The organism is Chitinasiproducens palmae (assembly GCF_900095735.1).
Lineage (GTDB): Bacteria > Pseudomonadota > Gammaproteobacteria > Burkholderiales > Burkholderiaceae > Chitinasiproducens > Chitinasiproducens palmae.
Genome location: NZ_FNLO01000016.1, coordinates 59,598 through 78,010 on the forward strand (window position 1 = coordinate 59,598; position 18,413 = coordinate 78,010).

At 68.7% G+C, this 18,413-nt stretch carries 16 protein-coding genes and 1 pseudogene; 7 read left to right on the forward strand and 10 right to left on the reverse strand.

The annotated features are described in order from the left end of the window. The first annotated feature begins 2 nt into the window (after window positions 1–2). From BLU54_RS21350 to BLU54_RS21365, 4 genes are read left to right on the forward strand one after another with little or no spacing between them, the layout of a single operon-like run. Entirely contained in the window at window positions 3–1,058 is a 1,056-nt protein-coding gene (locus BLU54_RS21350) for a branched-chain amino acid ABC transporter permease (RefSeq protein ID WP_328586147.1), read from the forward strand. Then, window positions 1,055–1,828 (forward strand): ABC transporter ATP-binding protein, encoded by a 774-nt coding sequence (locus BLU54_RS21355; protein ID WP_091912845.1) that lies wholly within the window; start codon window positions 1,055–1,057, stop codon window positions 1,826–1,828. Before BLU54_RS21350 ends, BLU54_RS21355 begins: the two co-directional genes overlap by 4 nt. Further along, on the forward strand, window positions 1,825–2,535 hold the full coding sequence (locus BLU54_RS21360; RefSeq protein ID WP_091912847.1) for an ABC transporter ATP-binding protein: 711 nt from the start codon (window positions 1,825–1,827) through the stop codon (window positions 2,533–2,535). Before BLU54_RS21355 ends, BLU54_RS21360 begins: the two co-directional genes overlap by 4 nt. A gap of 22 nt (window positions 2,536–2,557) precedes the next feature. Next, on the forward strand, window positions 2,558–3,433 hold the full coding sequence (locus tag BLU54_RS21365; protein WP_091912849.1) for an alpha/beta hydrolase: 876 nt from the start codon (window positions 2,558–2,560) through the stop codon (window positions 3,431–3,433). 396 nt (window positions 3,434–3,829) lie between these two features. Here the strand turns inward: BLU54_RS21365 and BLU54_RS21370 are convergent, their stop codons facing one another. From BLU54_RS21370 to BLU54_RS21400, 8 genes are all read right to left on the reverse strand, one after another. Further along, on the reverse strand, window positions 3,830–4,543 hold the full coding sequence (locus tag BLU54_RS21370) for a transposase (protein WP_091912851.1): 714 nt from the start codon (window positions 4,541–4,543) through the stop codon (window positions 3,830–3,832). Between the two features lie 481 nt (window positions 4,544–5,024). Next, window positions 5,025–6,209, reverse strand: a complete 1,185-nt coding sequence (locus BLU54_RS21375) for a deoxyguanosinetriphosphate triphosphohydrolase (protein WP_235838073.1) — start codon at window positions 6,207–6,209, stop codon at window positions 5,025–5,027. A 64-nt stretch (window positions 6,210–6,273) separates the two neighbouring features. Beyond that, complete coding sequence (gene aroB, locus BLU54_RS24305) at window positions 6,274–7,350, reverse strand: 3-dehydroquinate synthase (RefSeq protein WP_091912855.1); 1,077 nt, start codon at window positions 7,348–7,350, stop codon at window positions 6,274–6,276. 9 nt (window positions 7,351–7,359) lie between these two features. Next, window positions 7,360–7,929, reverse strand: a complete 570-nt coding sequence (locus tag BLU54_RS24310; RefSeq protein WP_268874554.1) for a shikimate kinase — start codon at window positions 7,927–7,929, stop codon at window positions 7,360–7,362. 867 nt (window positions 7,930–8,796) lie between these two features. Beyond that, window positions 8,797–10,758, reverse strand: coding sequence for a type IV pilus secretin PilQ (pilQ, locus tag BLU54_RS21390; RefSeq protein ID WP_170845260.1), 1,962 nt, complete (start codon window positions 10,756–10,758; stop codon window positions 8,797–8,799). 226 nt (window positions 10,759–10,984) lie between these two features. Beyond that, on the reverse strand, window positions 10,985–11,791 hold the full coding sequence (locus BLU54_RS23895; RefSeq protein WP_170845261.1) for a hypothetical protein: 807 nt from the start codon (window positions 11,789–11,791) through the stop codon (window positions 10,985–10,987). Further along, on the reverse strand, window positions 11,784–12,728 hold the full coding sequence (locus BLU54_RS21395) for a hypothetical protein (protein WP_091912861.1): 945 nt from the start codon (window positions 12,726–12,728) through the stop codon (window positions 11,784–11,786). The genes BLU54_RS23895 and BLU54_RS21395 overlap by 8 nt, the downstream gene beginning before the upstream one ends. Beyond that, complete coding sequence (locus BLU54_RS21400; protein WP_091912864.1) at window positions 12,725–13,723, reverse strand: hypothetical protein; 999 nt, start codon at window positions 13,721–13,723, stop codon at window positions 12,725–12,727. Before BLU54_RS21400 ends, BLU54_RS21395 begins: the two co-directional genes overlap by 4 nt. A 148-nt stretch (window positions 13,724–13,871) precedes the next feature. Between BLU54_RS21400 and BLU54_RS21405 the strand changes: the two genes are divergently transcribed. Continuing rightward, window positions 13,872–16,238: a penicillin-binding protein 1A gene (locus BLU54_RS21405; RefSeq protein ID WP_091912866.1), complete on the forward strand. Its 2,367-nt coding sequence runs from the start codon at window positions 13,872–13,874 to the stop codon at window positions 16,236–16,238. A gap of 120 nt (window positions 16,239–16,358) precedes the next feature. On the opposite strand, the gene cyaY is transcribed toward BLU54_RS21405, so the two are convergent. Next, complete coding sequence (gene cyaY, locus BLU54_RS21410; RefSeq protein ID WP_091912868.1) at window positions 16,359–16,673, reverse strand: iron donor protein CyaY; 315 nt, start codon at window positions 16,671–16,673, stop codon at window positions 16,359–16,361. A 97-nt stretch (window positions 16,674–16,770) separates the two neighbouring features. Between cyaY and BLU54_RS24590 the strand changes: the two are divergent. Next, window positions 16,771–16,836 (forward strand): annotated as a pseudogene (locus BLU54_RS24590) (hypothetical protein); the annotation flags it as partial. Between the two features lie 20 nt (window positions 16,837–16,856). Here the strand turns inward: BLU54_RS24590 and BLU54_RS24320 are convergent. Next, complete coding sequence (locus BLU54_RS24320) at window positions 16,857–17,009, reverse strand: hypothetical protein (RefSeq protein ID WP_235838078.1); 153 nt, start codon at window positions 17,007–17,009, stop codon at window positions 16,857–16,859. A gap of 12 nt (window positions 17,010–17,021) precedes the next feature. Here BLU54_RS24320 and lysA point away from each other — a divergent pair, with 12 nt between their 5' ends. Continuing rightward, window positions 17,022–18,287: a diaminopimelate decarboxylase gene (gene lysA, locus BLU54_RS21420; protein WP_091912873.1), complete on the forward strand. Its 1,266-nt coding sequence runs from the start codon at window positions 17,022–17,024 to the stop codon at window positions 18,285–18,287. The last annotated feature ends 126 nt before the right edge of the window (window positions 18,288–18,413 follow it).

Genomic DNA, 18,413 nt, shown 5'->3' on the forward strand with positions numbered 1-18,413 from the left:
CGATGCTGACACCTTCATCTTCCTCGCATGCACCGCATACACCGCATGCGGCGCCGGCGCCGCAGCGCCATCGGCGCATCACCGTCCAGGGTGGCACGATGCTGCTGCTGTTCGTGCTGCTCGCGATGGTGCCGGTCTATGCACGCGTACAGGCCGAGCCCTTCTACGTGATTCTGTTCGCGCGAGTCCTGATCTTCGCGATCGCCGCACTGTCGCTGGACCTGATCCTCGGCGTGGCGGGCCTGGTGAGCTTCGGCCACGCGCTCTACCTCGGCATCGGCGCATATGCGGCCGGCATCCTGGCGCAGCACGGCATCGACAACGGCTGGGTGCACGTCGGCGTCGCGGTGGGCATGTGCGCGGCGGTCGGGCTGGTCACCGGCCTGGTCTCGCTGCGCACCGCCGGCATCGCCTTCATCATGATCACGCTGGCATTCGCGCAGATGGGCTACTTCCTCGCAGTGAGCCTGAAGGATTACGGCGGCGACGACGGCCTGCCGCTCGCCGCCGCCAGCCGGTTCGGCAGCCTTTCGCTGGCCGACCCGGTCACGCTGTACTGCGTCGCACTCGCGATGCTCGCGTTGTTGCTGTTGCTCGGCCGTCGCATGCTGAAGGCCCGCTTCGGCATGACGCTCGCCGGCATCCGGATGAATCCGCGCCGCATGCGCGCGCTTGGCGTGGCGACCCTGCACTACACGCTGGCCGCGTATGTCTCGGCCGCCGTCCTGTGCGGGCTGGCCGGCGTACTGCTGGCAAATCTCACGCAATTCGTGTCGCCGTCGACGCTTTCCTGGACCACTTCCGGCGAACTGATCGTGATGGTCGTGATCGGCGGTCTCGGCACGTTTGCCGGCCCGGTCCTGGGCGCACTCGCGATGGTACTGGTTGAGGAAGGCCTGAAGGCCGCCACCGAGCACTGGATGGTCTACATGGGTCCGCTGATCGTCGTCGTGGTGCTCGTCAGCAAGCGCGGGCTGATCGGCGTGCTGCAGGAACTCGACGCACGGCGCGCGCGCGGCGCCACGCGGACGCGCCCCGCCGACGGAGCGCACCGATGAACATCCTCAATGTCAGCGGTCTGGTCAAACGCTACGGCGGACTGACGGCGACCGACCATTTCGACCTGTCGGTCGCGCCCGGCGAAATCCACGCAATCATCGGCCCGAACGGCGCCGGCAAGAGCACGCTGATCGGCCAGATCTCAGGCGAATTGCGTCCCGACGAGGGCCGGCTCGTGTTCGAGGAACGGGACATCACGGCGCTGCCGATCGGGCGGCGCGCCCGGCTCGGACTGGCACGCTCGTACCAGATCACCTCGGTCCTGCACGAGTTCACAGCGCTGGAAAACGTCATGGTCGCCGTCAACGCGCAGGCGGGCAAGCGCTTCGGCTGCTGGCAGCCGATGGCGGCAGCGCACGCCATTGCCGGGCCCGCGCTGGCGTTGCTCGAACAGGTCGGCCTTGGCGAACGTGCGCATGTGCCCGTTGCCGAGATGGCGCACGGCGAACACCGCCAACTGGAACTGGCGATGGCACTGGCCAGCTCGCCCCGGCTGCTTCTGCTCGACGAACCGATGGCCGGCATGAGTCAGGCGGAATCGGCACAGATGACCGCGCTGTTGCGCACGCTCAAGGGACGCTGCGCGATCGTCCTGGTCGAGCACGACATGGATGCCGTGTTCGCGTTGGCCGACCGCATTACCGTGCTGGTGTACGGACGGGCGATCGCATGCGGCACGCCGGCGGCCATCCGGGCGGACGCGGCCGTGCGGAGCGCCTATCTGGGCGAGGACGAAGCCGTCCTCGACGCCGAAGGAGCCCACGCATGACACGACTGCTTGCGGTACGGAACGTCGAAGCGTCGTACGGCGCCAGCCAGGCCCTGTTCGGGATCGATTTCGACGTCGACGAAGGACAGTTCGTGACCCTGCTCGGCCGCAACGGCATGGGCAAGTCCACGACCGTGAAGACGCTGACCGGACTGCTGCGCCCGACGCGCGGCACCATCGTTCTCGACGGCCAACCCGTCCATGCACGAGCCTCGCATGTGGTGGCGCGAGCCGGTGTCGGCCTGGTGCCCGAGGGCCGCCACGTGTTTCCGACGCTCACGGTGCGCGAGAATCTGGTGGCGACGGCACACAACCGGCAGCGCAGCACGACGCCCTGGACGCTCGAACGCGTCTACCGCTTCTTCCCGCGACTGCGCGAGCGCGAACGCAACCTGGCCGCCAATCTATCGGGTGGCGAACAGCAGATGCTCGCGATCGGCCGGGCGCTGATGACCAATCCACGACTGTTGATCCTGGACGAGGCGACGGAAGGCCTGGCGCCGCTGATCCGGGAGGAAATCTGGCGTTGCCTGGCCGAGCTCAAACAGACCGGCTTGGCTATCATCTGCATCGACAAGCACCTCGCGCCGCAGCTCGCGCTTGCCGATCGTCACTACGTGTTGGCGAAGGGACGCGTGGCATGGCGCGGCACGTCCGCCGAACTGCGGGCGCAGGCCGAGCGCCTGCGCAGCCACCTCAGCATCTAGCCACGCCCCTCGCGTTCACGCCATGCCTTTCGATCTGACCTTCGCCGATCTCGCCGCGCGCGCGGTGCAATACAACGCGCGCGCTTCGGTCGCCGACTTCGACGCCGAGATGGCAAGCTATGCCGCGTTGGCGGCGCGCGCCCGGGCCGCGTGTCCGGGCATCCTCGACCTGCCATACGGCATGGGGCGGGATGAACGGCTCGACCTGTTTCCTGTGCAAGCCGCGCGACAGCCGGCGCCGCTGCTCGTCTTCGTGCATGGCGGCTACTGGCGCTCGCAGCGCAAGGAAGACGCCTGTTCGATGGTCCGCGCCTTCACTCACGCCGGGGTGGCGGTGGCGGTGGTCGAATACACGCTGCTGCCGGAGGCCACGCTGGCCGAAGTGGTGCGCGAGATACGCAGCGCGGTGGCATGGCTGTATCACAACGCGCGCACCTATGGCGCCGATCCGGAGCGGATACATGTCTGCGGCAGTTCCGCCGGCGCGCATCTCGCGGCGATGCTGCTGGCCGACACGTGGCAGGCCAGCTACCGCCTGCCGCAGGACGTCATCAAGGGCATCGTCGGGTTGAGCGGGCTGTACGACATACGGCCACTCTGCGACATCGGCGTCAACGACTGGCTGCGGCTGCATGTAGAGCAGGCCGCCGCGCTCAGCCCGGCGCTGCACCTGCCGGCGTCCGCCCCCGACGTCGTGCTCTGCGTGGGCGGACTGGAAACCGACGGTTTCCGCCACCAGACATTCGATTTCCACGCGCGGCTGCGTGCGCGGGGCCTGCCTGTGCAACTGGTCGACAACACGCACTGCAATCACTTCAACCTGGTCAGCGAACTGGCCGAACCGGAGTCCGCGCTGTTTCGCGCGACGATCGGCATGATCGGCAATACGCCCGTCTAGCGATCGACCGCGCCGTGGATCAATGCGGCGACAAACGGTTTGCGATCCATCGGAAGCGCCGCCCGGCCGCGCGCCTGCATGCGCCCATATGCGTCAGTGCCGGGCGGATGCCAATCATCGCCTGCTTTGGAGGTCGAAGGCATAGCGGCCTTCGTTGCGTCTCGCAGTGACGCCGCCGACACGCTGCGGAATGGTTTTGGCGGGCGAACAAACCGTCGCGGTACCCTGCCAGCGACGGCGGACGCAATGCGTGTTCGCCGATGTTCGCTGGTGTCCGAATGGGTTCGCATGAACGCAGCGGACGCGCTGCGCCGCCGTTCGAGGCGAGACGTCGGCTGAGCGTGCTTGAGCGTGCCTGCCGGGTGCTCAGGCGCGCGAACATGCCTGAGAGCCTGTCTAAGCGTCGTCGCCCGATACCCGGCGCGCGGCGCCGGGGCGGCGGCCGCGCGGTAGCGGCGCCGCGCGGCGGCTTGCCTGGCGACCGTGGCGGGCCAGGAACGCCTCGCTGGCCAACGCCCAGCCTTTCTCCGTCGCCTGCTCAATCTCGTGCCGCGCTGCCGCGTCGACTGGCTGCTCCGCCGCGTCACGATAGGCGCGCTGCCGTTCGAACGGCGTATTGCCGAGCGACCAGTACAGCGCATGGTCCACGACCAGCGGGTCGACCGTCAGGCCGACGTGGTGCGCATGGCTGGACCAGCGATACGCAGCAGCCTCGGCCGCAAGCCCGCGCTCGGCGGCAGCCGCCTCGATGCCACGCGAGCACAGCAATAGATAACGCTCGGGTTCCAGCACGGTTGCACGGTAGCGGCTCTCCCATAACGAGCCCTCGCGCCCGTGGCGACGATTGAAGTAGCTGACATAGCGACGCCCAACCGCCTGCACGAGCGCGGACATCGCGCGCGCGTCGGGCGGCGTTCCCAGCCACCGCACCGAGTCGTCGAGCAGGACATAAGCATGCAGCGCCACGCGTGTCTGCGCCACGCTCTCCCGCAGGCAGCCTAGAAAGCGCTGCCGATCGGCATCGTCGATGAAGGCGGCCCTGCCGTCGGGTGTGCGCAGGACGACGTGCTGTGGCAGTCCCGGAATGTACAGACGCGGCAGGCGGGCCATGGCAACGGAGCGTCGGCTCGGAATGGCGGGAAAGCCGTCATCTTACGGCAACGGCGCCGGCCCTCGGATCATGGCGCCGGTCCAGCGGGCGCAGCAGGGCCAGCGGCCCCGCATGCCACGGCCAGGCTTGCAGGCGAGGACTTTCGCGGCTTCTTCACCGGCCGTGCAGCGCGCCTGGCCTCGGCGGTCTGGGACCGAAAGGGGGACGCGGACAGACAGTGCGCCCGGCGGTTTCTCACCGGGAAACCGGCAAGCACGGAGAACGGGGATGGGGACGGGCTGGCGGGGGCCCTGGAGGCGGAGGGGTGACGGCATCGCGACGGTATCGCAAGGCAATTGGCGTCCGCCACCGTCCCCGCCGTCCGCCTCTGCCGTCCGCCTCTGCCCCGTTCACCTCTGCCGCCGACCTCTATCGCGCGTTTCGTATGGTGACGGCACCGCCCCCACTCATGCTCACGGCGCCCGCGGCGCTGGCGGCGAATCAGTCGTTGTCGACGACGAACAGTCGCCTATATTCCTTCAGCGCATACCGATCCGTCATGCCGGCGATGTAGTGCGCAATCAACCTGGGCTGGTCGCCCTGGATGTGGCTGTGGCCCAGACGGTACTCGGGCGGCAACAGGCGCGGATCGTCGATGAACGCGTCGAACAGGCCGCGCACCACGCGGCGCGCCTTGCTCGTCATGCGCATCACCCGGAAATGCCGATACAGATTGGCCATCAGAAACTGCTTCAACTGACGTCCCTGGGTGGCAATGGGCTCGCTGTGCGCCACGACCGGCGGCAGCGCTCGCACCGCCTCGACCGATGCGGGCGCGTGCTCGCGCAAGCGCGTGGCCGTTTCCGCGATCAGGTCGGCGATCAGCGTGTTGATCATCGCGCGAACCGTCTCGTGAATCAGCCGGCGTCCCGGCAGCTCGCCATATTGCGCGCGTGCTCGCGTGTAGTGGTCTCGCCAGAGATCGACCGCTTCCAACTGCTCGAGACGCAGCAGGCCGGAGCGCAAGCCATCGTCGATGTCGTGATTGTTGTACGCGATCTCGTCGGCAAGATTGGCGATCTGCGCCTCGACCGTCGGCTGCCGACCGAGCAGAAACCGCTCGGCGACATCGCCCAGGCGGCGCGCATTCTCGCGCGAACAGTGCTTGAGAATGCCTTCGCGCGTCTCGTAGCTCAGGTTCAGGCCATCGAACGCCGCGTAGCGCTCCTCCAGCTCGTCGACCACCGCCAGGCTTTGCAGGTTGTGCTCGAAGCCACCATGGTCGCGCATGCATTCATTCAGCACGTCCTGCCCGGCATGCCCGAATGGCGTGTGCCCGAGATCGTGCGCCAGCGAGATTGCCTCGACCAGATCCTCGTTGACATGCAGTCCACGCGCGATCGACCGTGCGATCTGCGCCACCTCGAGACTGTGCGTGAGACGCGTGCGGAACAGATCGCCTTCGTGATTCACGAAGACCTGGGTCTTGTATTCCAGGCGCCGGAAGGCGGCCGAATGGATAATGCGGTCGCGATCCCGCTGGAACGCGGTGCGGGTAGGCGCCGGCGGTTCGGCATGGCGCCGGCCGCGGCTGGCATCGGAACGCGCCGCATACGGCGCAAGCTGGCTTTCGTAGGTGGCGCCCGGAAGCAGGCCGGCCAATGGCGCCGTGGTTCGATCGTTCAATGCGCGAATCCTCCGTTACTCTCCGGTGCAAGCCGCGCGCCAGCGGCGTGCGCGCGGCGCCGGGTCAACTGGTGGTGGCCAGCGTGGCGCGCAACTCGTCCTCCGGAACACGCGTGATGACCGCCTCGCCAAGCGACTTCAGCAACACGAAGCGGATGTCGCCGCCCTCGGCCTTCTTGTCGCCCTGCATCAGCTCGATGTAGCGGTCCTCGCCCAGCTTCGGCGCCCGGCTCGGCAGGCCTGCCGCCTCGACGAGGCGACGCAGGCGGTCCCCGTCGGCATCGGCCAGCAGACCCAACCGGGCCGACAGGTCGGCCGCCATCACCATGCCGCAGCCGACGGCCTCGCCGTGCAGCCATTCACCGTAGCCCAGGCCCGCCTCGATCGCATGACCGAACGTGTGCCCGAGGTTCAGGATCGCACGCAGACCGCTTTCGCGCTCGTCCTCGGCCACCACGCGCGCCTTCACCTCGCACGAGCGGCGCACCGCCTCGGCCAGCGTGTCCGTGTCGCCTCGCAGCAGATCCGGCAGCGCGTCCTCGACCCAATCGACGAAGCCGGCGTCGGCAACGGCGGCCGTCTTGATGATCTCGGCGATGCCGGCCGAAATCTCGCGCGAGGGCAGCGTGGCCAGCGTGCCGACGTCGGCGAAGACGGCTTCGGGCTGGTAGAACGCGCCGATCATGTTCTTGCCCAGCGGATGGTTGATGCCCGTCTTGCCGCCGACCGAGGAATCGACCTGCGCGAGCAGCGTGGTCGGCACCTGCACGAACGGGACGCCACGCATGTAGGTCGCGGCCGCGAAGCCGGTCATGTCGCCGACCACCCCGCCCCCGAGCGCGAGCAGCGTGGTCTTGCGATCGGCGCGTCCCGCCAGCAGGGCGTCGAAGATCAGGTTGAGCGTTTCCCAGTGCTTGAACTGTTCGCCATCGGGCAGGACGATGGTCGACACCTGCTTGCCGACGGCGCGCAGCGCCGCTTCCAGCCGGCCGGCGTAGTGCGGCCCGACCGTCGTGTTGGTGACGATCACGGCCGACGGTCCGGCGACGTGCGCGGCGATCAGGTCGCCCCGATCGATCAGATCGACGCCGATGTGAATCGGGTAGCTGCGTTGTCCGAGATCGACCTGGAGAGAAAGCATGCTGTTCGCCTAGCGTGTGGGTTGCGTGCCGTCCTGGGGCGCCTCCACGACGCCGGCAAGTTCGAGCTGCATCAGGACGGTGTTGGCGAGACTGTTGACCGACGGCCGGCCGGTCTCGACGATGAAATCGGCGCACTGCCGATAGATGGGATCGCGCTGCTTGAACAGCGCAACGAGCTTGCCGCGCGGATCCTCGGTCTGCAACAACGGCCGGTTGCGATCGTGACGGGTGCGCAACCACAGATCATGCGGATTGGCGCGCAGGTAGACGACCACGCCGCGCTCGCGCAGCCGCTGGCGATTCTCGTCGCGCAGCACCGCGCCACCGCCCGTCGCGAGCACGATGCCGGAAAGCGATGACAGTTCGTCGATCATCTGCGCTTCGCGCTGGCGAAAACCTGCCTCGCCCTCGTGCTCGAAGATGACCGGCACGCGCACGCCCAACCTCGTCTCCAGTTCGAGATCCGAGTCGTAGAACGTGCGTTCCAGTCTTCTCGCCAGCGCGCGGCCGACCGTTGTCTTGCCCGCGCCCATCAAGCCGATCAAGAAGACGTTCTGCCCGAACGATGATTGGCGCAAGTCAGCTCCGGATAGCACGGACGGCCGAACGCCCGCGTCGTCGAGGCCGCGGCGGCGGCCGGGGCTTGGCAGCTTACGGGCTTGCGCGCCGCTTGTCGAGTCGGCGCGGGCCGCGCTCGCCGCACGCGTGTTGGCATCGTCGTTTTGCATCGTTGGTTCGCACCGTCTTCCCGGTGACTCTGTCCGCACGCTGCATTCTACGATGCGCCGCGCTTCGCGCCCCTTTCGTACCTGCGCCCCCTTTCCACACCGTGCCTGCCCCTCGCCCGTCCTTCCCGTGCCACCGGCCCATTCTCCGCCCTGTCCCGACCCTGTCCCGACCCTGTCCCGACCCTGTCCCGACCCTGTCCCGACCCTGTCCCGACCCTGTCCCGACCCTGTCCCGACCCTTTCCCGACCCTTTCCCGACCCTTTCCCCGCCCATCCCGCACCTGACGAGACCTCGCCAGCCGAAGTGCGGGACTGCCTGACGGCAGGATCGACCAGTGCCGCGCGGGCTAACCGGGCTGACCGGGCTGGCACGTCTGGCGTTGGCGACATGCGCCAGTGGGCGGAGACATCCGACACGGACGAGGTTAGGGCGTACAAAGTCCGCCGACTCCGTTCGGACGCCCGGCCCGTGGCCCGCACGCGGCGGCGACGAAGCGCAGCCGGTCGCCGCCAGTCGCAGCCGGCCCCAGCAGGCAGCGCTTGCGCACGCCTTGCCGGCCAGCGAACGTCACCGGTCAATGCGCCGCCCCCACGATCCACGATCCACGATCCACGATCCGCCTTCCGCCTTCCGCCATGCCCATGCCCATGCCTATTCCCAATCGCCATCGCCATCGAACATGCATCATGCGGTCCCCGGCCGATTGGCGGCAGCCATCATCCGTCTGCTGCGCCCCGGCGCGGCGCGCCGTCGCGCTCATGCGAACCGGAGCCTGCGCCGGCCACCGCGCCGGCGTCCGCCGCTCGCAGGCCCGCCGCGCCGGCATCGGTGGCATGGCTCGAATGGGTCGAGTCGGCCAGATCGGCATGGACCACCGTCGGCGTCAGGAATACGATCAGCTCGCTGTTGGCCGTACTGCGGGTCGTACGCCGAAACAGCGCACCGACCAATGGCAGCGACCCCAGTACCGGCACCCGCGCGACGTCGTTGCGCGTGTCGCGCTTGAGGATGCCGCCAATCGCGACGGTGCCGCCGCTGTCGATCTCGACCACGGTGCTGACGTGCTTGGTATTGATCGCGAGGCCCGCATCGGTGGCAGCGCCGATGCTGTCCTTCGATACGTCGACCTGCAGACTCACCTTGTCGCCCGGCATCACGTGCGGGGTGACTTCCAGCCGCAGGGACGCCTTGCGGAACTGCACGCCGGATACGCCATTTCGAATCTTGGTCTGGTAAGGCAACTCGCTGCCCTGCTCGATGACCGCCTTGGCGCGATCCGCGGTGACGATCCGCGGATGCGACAGCACGCGGCCGCGCCCGTCGGCTTCGAGCGCGCTGAGCTCGAGCGACAACAACGCGCCGACGCCGCTGCGCAGCAGCGTCAGGGCAACGGCGGCAGCCGGCGCGCCAATGTTCGGGGTGGCCGGCAATTGCAGCGACACGCCGTTCGGCAGCTGCAGCTGCTGGTGCCGCGGCGCGGCGCCGTCACGCTGCTTCTCGCCCGGCTCGGCGCCGCCGCTGCTGGCGGCGCCGCCAGCAGCGCCCGCGAACAGTCGCATCCCGACATCGCGTGAAAAGCCGTCCTCGGCTTCGACGATGCGTGCCTCGATCAGCACCTGTTTGACCGGGCGATCGACCGCCAGGAGCATCGCCGCAACCTGCGCGAGCCGCGCCGGCACGTCGGTGACGAACAATTGGTTGGTGCGCTCGTCGGCCGTGACGGCGCCGCGCCCCGACACCATCCGCTGAGCGCCGGCGCCGACCAGCAGGTCGCGAACCAGCGCGGCGCGTTGGTAGCGCAGCGAGAAGATACGGCTTGCCAATGGCTCCACCGCCGCGTCCCGCGCCAGCGCGTCGTGCCGCGCGCGTTCACGGGCGGCCACTTCTGCCGCGGGCGCGAGCCACAGCACGCCGCCCTGCACGGTGGCCCGCAGGCCGTGCGCATCCAACAGCGCCTGGAACGCGTCACACCACGGCACGTCGGCGAGACGCAGGGACACGCGGCCCTTGATCGATGGGCTGATCAGCATGTTGAGGCCGGTGAAGCCGGCAAACGCCTTCAGCGCCGCGCCGATCTCGGCGTCGTCCAATGCGAGCGACAGGCGTTCGCCGGGTGGCGCGGACGCGCCGCGCAGGAACGCAGCGCTGTTGCACAGGCTCGCCGTCGCCGTCGCCGTCGCCGTCGCGGCGGGTGGCTCGGTGGCGGCCTGCGTTGCTTCGCTTGCTTGCATCGCCGCGGGCGAGGCCACGATCGCCTCGCTCAGTACCGCATCACCGATAGCCAGCGCGGGCGTGCCAGTTGTTTCGCGCGGCGCGGGATCCTGCTCGTCGCAGTGATCGACGAACGGAGACGCGACGGTGGCGCTGCCCGCTGCCGTCTCACCTGCCAGCGGACTCAGCGAACCCAGGCTGGCTGCATCGGCGCGGTGCGCGCCCAAATTCGGCGGCGGGCCACCGGGGACCACGGCCGACGGATTGGCAGCGGCAGTCTCTTCTTCAGCGCTGTTCGCTGCGCCGAGCGCCAGGCTCGCCAACTCGCCATCGAAGGCCCGCGTCGCCTGGGCGTCCGAGGGTGCCGCGGCGATCGATCGCTGGCCCGCCGCGGGCACCGCGCCCCAGTCCACTTCGCCGGCCCTTGCCAGACACCCGCCGGCCGGCAATGCAAGCAACAGACTCAACGCAGGCGCCGTGCGTACCCACTGCCGCCACTGCCGCCACTGCCGCCATCGCACCGACGCCGACAGTGGCGGCGGTGGTGGCGACAGCACTTTCAACGACACCGGCAACCACGATCGCAATGGCCATCGCGGCGGCAACAGAGATGGCAATGAAGACGGCGGCGACGTCATGCGAGGCCTGGCCTGGCACGCCGTACCGGTTGAGCGGTTAATACCGGTTGAGCGGTTAATCATGTGTTCGGTCCTCCAGATCGATGAGGCGGCCGTCCGCCGCCACGTTGGCGTGCCGGCCACCCAGCTCGACGGTGCCGACGATTGCGTCCGCGGCACCATGCCCCGCAAAAGGGTCCGCAGCGACAACACGCGCGACGCTGCCGTCGGCCCCGTTGACGCCATCCAATGCCGCGAGGGGCGGTGCAACGTGCGTGGCGCGAAGCTGCGCATCGAACGTGCGGCGACTGTCCTCGGTTCCGATCGACAGAGAGACGATCGACAAGCCAGGGGCCGCGTCGGCGAGCAGTTGCGCCAGTCGTCTTATCGACGCGAAAGACCCGGTCCCGGCGAGTTCGAAACCGGGATCGAGCGCGCCGATGTCGCGAGACCCGCTGGACGATCGATCGGCGGCCGGCGATGCATCGGCCCGCTGTTCCAGCGTGGTGATGCATACGTCGGAAACGTGCGCGGCGAGTTCCAGATAAGCGAACCACGCTGGCGCAAGCGCCGCCTCGGCAATGTCCGCCTGCGAATCGTCACCTGTCCGAAGGGCGAGCAGACGCACGCGCAGCGCAGGCAGCGCCGCGCGTGCCGCCTCTGCGCGCGCCCGCGCTGCCTGGCTGCCACGTGGCGTGACAGCGGTACGCAAGCCGGTCATCGGCTCGCCACGCAGGCTCCGGTGCACGCGCTCGGTCAGCCATCCCGTCGGCACGGCGACCGTCAGGCCGAGCGACGCGCAAACCAGCACGCCGCCGACGCGTGACAGCGAAAGCGGTGCACGCAACCTCAGCGCCGGCCCGCGTTGGCATGATCTAGTCATCGCCTGCCTCCGTCGTCCACGCCTCCTCCGCCTGCCCATCGCCGACATGGACCGTGAAGACCATCTCGTCTATGGCTGGCCGCGGTAAGAGACGCAGGCCGGAAACGGTGACGACCGCCTCTGGCAACGCATGCCGCAGGGCAGTCAGCCAGTCGTCGACCACGGCGGCCAGCGACGCCTGTCGCCCGGACCGGCGCGCCGGCCCAACGCCGGCCACGGACCCCGCCCCGTGCGAGCCGACCGGCCCGCGTTGCGCATCAACCTGCATCGCACGCCCCCCTCGCATGTCGATCGGTCGCGAAGCCGTCGTCGCGGCACACTCGATTTCGATAATGGCGTCACGCCAGCGCAGCGCCGTAATGACCACTCGGACGTGCGGCGCATGACGGGCGGCACGGGGCGCCTTCGCCGAAACCGGTCGTGCATCGTTGCCTGGTGAAGCGGCGGCCGACCGCGGCGTGACCAGACTGGGGGCACGGGCCGATTCAGCAAGTTCGGCGAGTGCGTCGAGCAGCGCAGGCAAGCGCTGCGCACGTGCCACCTGCAGTGCCTGTTCGCGACGGCGTGCCTCGATGGCGTCGATTTGCGCGGCGAGACGCGCTGCCTCGTCGATCGCCTCGGCATCGGTCGGTCCGCCGCTGCCGGTTCGGAACGATGGTGGCGCGTGCGGCGTGGCTGGCTCGGATGGCGCGGTCGACGGCGACGATCGGTCGCCGATGCGCAGGCGTCGCACCGGCGGACTGTCGGCGAGCAGGCCCGCCAGCAGCCCGAGCGCGAGCCCCGCCGCAAGCGCATTGCGCGCCACGCGCCGACGGTGCCGAAGCGTAACGTCGCGATGAGGGGCAAGGTCAAATGCAGGCACCATTGCGGCAAGCAAGCTTGCCGGCGACAGCGGCTTGCCGTCCGATGAATGCAGACCTTCCTGCGCGCCACTCATCGCAGCAGTCCCTCCAGCGCGAGACCCGCGGCGACGGCGAACTCGCACCCGAGCGCCGGCCCGTGCGCGCCGGCCGGGACCTGCCACCGGCCGGGTCGAAGCCCGCCCAGCTCGCCCAACACCACGGCGACTTCATCAACCGCCTGAGGGTGGCCGGCCAGCGTCACGGGCGGCATTCCCGCGTCCGCCAAGCCGCGCAGCGCAGCCATCGCTTCGCTGGAGCCGCGCGCCATCATCGAAAAAAGCGGGCGGGCAGCCGCGGCGCGCGTAGCCGTGTCGACGTGCCAGCCGGCGCACGCGCGGGCACCGGCCCAGAGGCCGATCCACTCGCATTCGCTGGCCTGCCAGATCATCGCGTTGATCGACGCCGCCGCGCCATCGACGAGCGCCGTGAGCGTATGCCCGAGCGCCGCGAACAGGTCCGCGCGGACGCTCCAGTGGTGCTTGTCGACATACACGACGCAGCGTCGGCCATCGGGCTGGTCCACACAGTCCACGGCCAGCGTGTCCGCGGCCAGTCCGGTGCCGCGCTCCACCTCGTGCCGCACGGCGGCCGGCCCCGGTGACCAGCGCGCTCGCGCCGGCCGTGCCGTGTAGTCGCCGGTATGCGCGGCGCCAGCCAGGCGCGGGGCGGCGTCGCTGAAGACGCGACGGCCGACCAACGCAGGGCAAAGGCCCAGCACCAGCGGCGCCTCGCCGAACCAACGGCCGCCGACCCGCGTGGCGGGGCGCCGGACCGGTAGCGCCGCGGCAAGTGCGGCGACGACGGCATCCGGGTCGACGATGTCCAGACCGTCGATCGCGCCGGCCGGCAGCGGCACGGCGATCGCGCCGACCACCTCGACCGCGGAACGGCCGCATGCCAGTGTCACGCAGCGCACGACGCCCGCCTCGATCTCGACGCCTGTCGCATAGCGACGCACAAGGGGCGGCGGCGCCTGCAGCGCAGCCGCGAGATGCCGCCAGCGGTTGCCGTGCGTGACTGTCCGGTCCATCGATCGCCTCCAGCCGCGTCCATCGCGGCAATGGAACGATTGTCGTCGGCGCCCGCGAGCCGGCACATTCGGCCGGTCGGCCAGACGGTTCGGCGGGCGGCCCGGACGGGGCCGCTATAATCGCGGTCAACTCGATTTCGTTCTAGTCATGCCTCCTTCTACGCACGCGGAACCGCCACCGCCGAAGTCACGCTCGCTCGGCTTGAGGATTCTCCTTTGGTTGCTGGGCCTGTTCGGCGGTTTGGTCCTCGCCGGCGCGCTGCTGCTCGGATACGCTTTCCTGATGGCGACGCCGAACCTGCCATCGCTGGAATCCCTGACCGACTATCGGCCGAAGGTGCCGCTGCGCATCTACACGGCCGACCACGTGCTGATCGGTGAGTTCGGCGAGGAACGCCGACGCATCGCGCGTTTCGACGAGATTCCCGACGTGATGAAGAAGGCGGTGATCGCGATCGAGGACGACCGCTTCTACCAGCATGGCGGCATCGACTTCCAGGGCGTGCTGCGCGCCGGCATCGCGAACTTCATGCATGGCGGTGCGTCGCAGGGCGCGAGCACGATCACGATGCAGGTGGCGCGCAACTTCTTCCTGTCGAGCCGGAAGACGTATACCCGCAAGATCTACGAGATGATGCTCGCGTACAAGATCGAGAACGCGCTGACCAAGGATCAGATTCTCGAGCTGTACATGAACCAGATCTACCTCGGCCAGCGGGCCTACGGCTTCGCGAGCGCCGCCCAGGTCTACTTCGGCAAACCATTGAAGGACATCACGCTGGCGCAGGCCGCGATGCTGGCCGGCCTGCCGAAGGCGCCGTCGGCCTACAACCCGGTGGCCAATCCGGAGCGCGCGAAGATCCGCCAGCGCTACATCCTGAAACGGATGCTCGACCTTGGCTATATCGATCAGTCGCAATACGAGCAGGCGCTGGCCGAGAACATTCACGTGCATCAATCGACGGCCGAATACAGCGTGCACGCGGAATACGCCGCCGAGATGGTGCGTCAGATGATGTTCGCGCAGTACAAGGAGGAAGCGTACACGCGCGGCTTCGCAGTCACCACGACGATCCAGTCGGGCGACCAGGAGAGTGCCTATGGCGCGGTGCGCGCCGGCATTCTCGCTTACGAGAGCCGGCACGAATACCGCGGGCCGGAAGCATACATCACGTTGCCCGGCGACAAGGAAGAGCGCGAACAGGCCATCGAGCAGGCGCTGCTGAAGCATCCCGACAACGGCGACATCGTGGCCGCGGTAGTACTGAGCGCGACGCCCACCGAAGTGGTCGCCAGCCGCGTGAACGGCGACGAAGTGACGATCGGCAAGGACGGCCTGCGCGGCGTGAGCAGCGCGCTGAGCAGCCGCGCCGACGCGAAGCGGGCGATCCGCCGCGGGGCGATCGTCCGGCTGACGCAGGACGGCAAGGACCGCTGGCAGATCACGCAATTGCCGCAGGTCGAGGGCGCGCTCGTCGCCATGACGCCGCAAGACGGCGCGATCCGCGCGCTGATCGGCGGCTTCGACTTCAACAAGAACAAGTTCAACCACGTCACGCAGGCGTGGCGACAGCCGGGTTCGAGCTTCAAGCCGATCATCTACTCGGCCTCGCTCGAAAAGGGCCTTGGGCCGGCGACGATCATCAACGATGCACCGCTCTTCTTCGGCGCGGACCAGACCGGCGGCAAGCCGTGGGCGCCGAAGAACTACGGCGGACGCTTCGATGGTCCGATGTCGATGCGCACCGCGCTGATGAAGTCGAAGAACCTCGTGACGATCCGCATCATGCAGCAGGTCGGCGCGAAGAACGCGCAGGAATACGCGACGCGCTTCGGCTTCGACGCGGACAAGATCCCGCCATATCTGCCAACCGCGCTTGGTGCCGGCCTGGTCACGCCGCTGCAGATGGCGGGTGCCTACGCGGTGTTCGCGAACGGCGGCTATCGCGTCAATCCGTATCTGATCAGCGAAGTGCGGGACGCCAACGGCGCACTCGTCTCACAGGCGCAGCCACTGGTGGTCGGACGCAATGCGCCGCTTGCGATCGACCCGGGCAACGCGTACATCATGGGCGACATGCTGCACTCGGTGGCCTCGCGCGGCACCGGCGCGCGCAGCAACGCGCTCGGGCGCGACGACCTCGGCGGCAAGACCGGCACGACCAACAATTCGCTCGACGCCTGGTTCGCGGGCTATCAGCACACGCTGGTGGCGGTCGCATGGATGGGCTACGACCAGCCGCGCAGCCTGGGCAGCCGCGAGACCGGCGGCGGCATCTCGCTGCCGATCTGGATCGACTTCATGCGCGATGCGCTCAAGGGGGTGCCGTCGTACAAGGCGCCGGTGCCGGACAACGTCACGTCGATCGGCGGCGAACTGTATCTGGCGGACAAGACGCCGGGCAACGGCTTCGTCGCGGCCGTCGGCGTGAGCCTCGGCGGCGAGCCGGCGCAGGATATCGAAGTCACGCCGCAGGAACGCCAGCAGGTGCTGGACATGTTCGACAGCGAATGACGCGGCGCTGCCAGCGGCCCGGCCGCTGGGCTGCCGCCACGCTCACGGCGCCGCCAGCGCCGTGGTCACCGGCTCATTCACGTTCCGGCGCTCGCGCGGGGCGGCTGGCCCCGCCCGCGCTCACTCGAAACTGATCGACTCGCCGGCCTGCTGCTCGATATAACGGCTCAGCGACGCGAAGAACTCGTCTGCGCTGCGCGTGTCGCGCCAGACGGTGCCATCGTGCCGGTAGTGGAAACCGCCGGCTCGGGCGGCGATCCAGATCTCGTGCATCGGGGCCTGCAGGTTGACGATCACCTTGCTGCGATCCTCGAATTCGAGCGTGAGCACGTTGCCGCTGCGCTCGTATTCGATGTCGGCATCGCTCGCATCGATCGCGCGCTCGATTTCCTTCAGGGCGGCCTCGGCAAGGGCCAGGTACTCGCTATCGGTCATGCTAAACTCCGCGGTTCCATTCCAGACAGCCTGTCGTGCAGCGTATGTCGTTGGGCAAGGCCCTGACAGCGCAACGGCGACGGCGCTCTTGCAAGCCATGCGAATCGTCTCGAAGGCCAGCGCGATTGTAGCGGCTTTGGCCGCCGCCTTCTGTCTCGTCGGCTGTGGCCAGCGCGGTCCCCTCTACATGCCGAAGGTGCCGCCGCTGCCCGCCAGCGCCGCGTCGTCCGCCGCCACCGGTACGTCCGCCGACCGGGCCACCGGCGCGTCCGCGGCTGCCGCCACCGATCGCTCCATCGACACGGGCGGCGCTGCCGCCTCACGGCGTACTGCCATTCCCAACTGATCATGCCGCATGCCCCGCTGCACCGTGTCGACGGTGCGCTGTACGTCGAGGAACTCGACGCCGCCTCGCTCGCCGACCGTTTCGGCACGCCGCTCTACGTATACTCGCGCGCCGCGCTGGAAACCGCCTACCGCGCCTACGCGGACGCCTGCGCCGGTCGACACGCGCGGGTCCACTACGCGATCAAGGCGAACAGCAACCTCGCGATCCTCAACCTGTTCGCGCGTCTCGGCGCCGGCTTCGACATCGTGTCCGGCGGCGAGCTGGCGCGTGTGCTGGCGGCAGGTGGACGGGCCGACCGGACGGTGTTTTCCGGCGTCGGCAAGACCGCACAGGAAATGCACGAGGCACTTGAAGCCGGCGTGCGCTGCTTCAACGTGGAGTCGATCGCCGAACTGGAACGCCTGGCCGAAGTCGCGGCGCGCGCCGGCAAGCGAGCGCCGGTTTCGTTGCGCGTCAATCCCGACGTCGACGCGGGCACGCATCCGTACATCTCCACCGGTCTGAAATCGAACAAGTTCGGCGTCGCCTATGACGCCGCGCGCGATGCCTACCGCCGCGCCGCCGCGCTGCCGTCGCTGCAGGTGGTCGGCATCGACTGCCATATCGGCTCGCAGATCACCGAAATCGCGCCGTATCTCGATGCGACCGACAAGGTGCTCGCGCTCGTCGAGGCCATCGAGGCGGACGGCGCGACGATTTCGCACGTGGACGTCGGCGGTGGCCTGGGCATCCAATATAACGACGAGACGCCGCCCGACATCGGTGGTTTCGTCACGACGCTGCTCGACCACATTGCGCAGCGCGGCCATGGTCACCGCGAAATCCTGTTCGAGCCGGGTCGCTCGCTGGTCGGCAACGCCGGCGTGCTGCTCACGCGCGTCGAGTATCTGAAGCCGGGCGAAACGAAGAACTTCGCGATCGTCGACGCGGCGATGAACGACCTGGCGCGTCCCGCAATGTACGAGGCCTATCACGCGATCGAAGCGGTGCGCCCGCGCGAGACGGTGCCGCCCGCGCGCTACGACGTGGTCGGCCCGGTGTGCGAAAGCGGCGACTGGCTCGGGCGCGATCGCACGCTGGCGATCGAACCGGGCGATGTGTTGGCGATCCGCTCGGCCGGCGCCTATGGCTTCGCGATGAGTTCGAACTACAACACCCGCACGCGTGCCGCCGAGATCTTGGTCGACCGCGCCGACGCCCACGTGGCGCGCCAGCGCGAAACGGTCGCGTCGCTGTTTGCCGGCGAGCACATCCTGCCCGGCTGAGCGGCACCGAAACCGCCGAGGCGTGTTGCACTGGACCGCCTCGGCCATCCAGCCTGATCGGTTGCCCGAGCCAGCCGGCCGGCCACTTTTCCTTCGTCTTCCTTCGCCTGCCTCGGCAGCGCACAC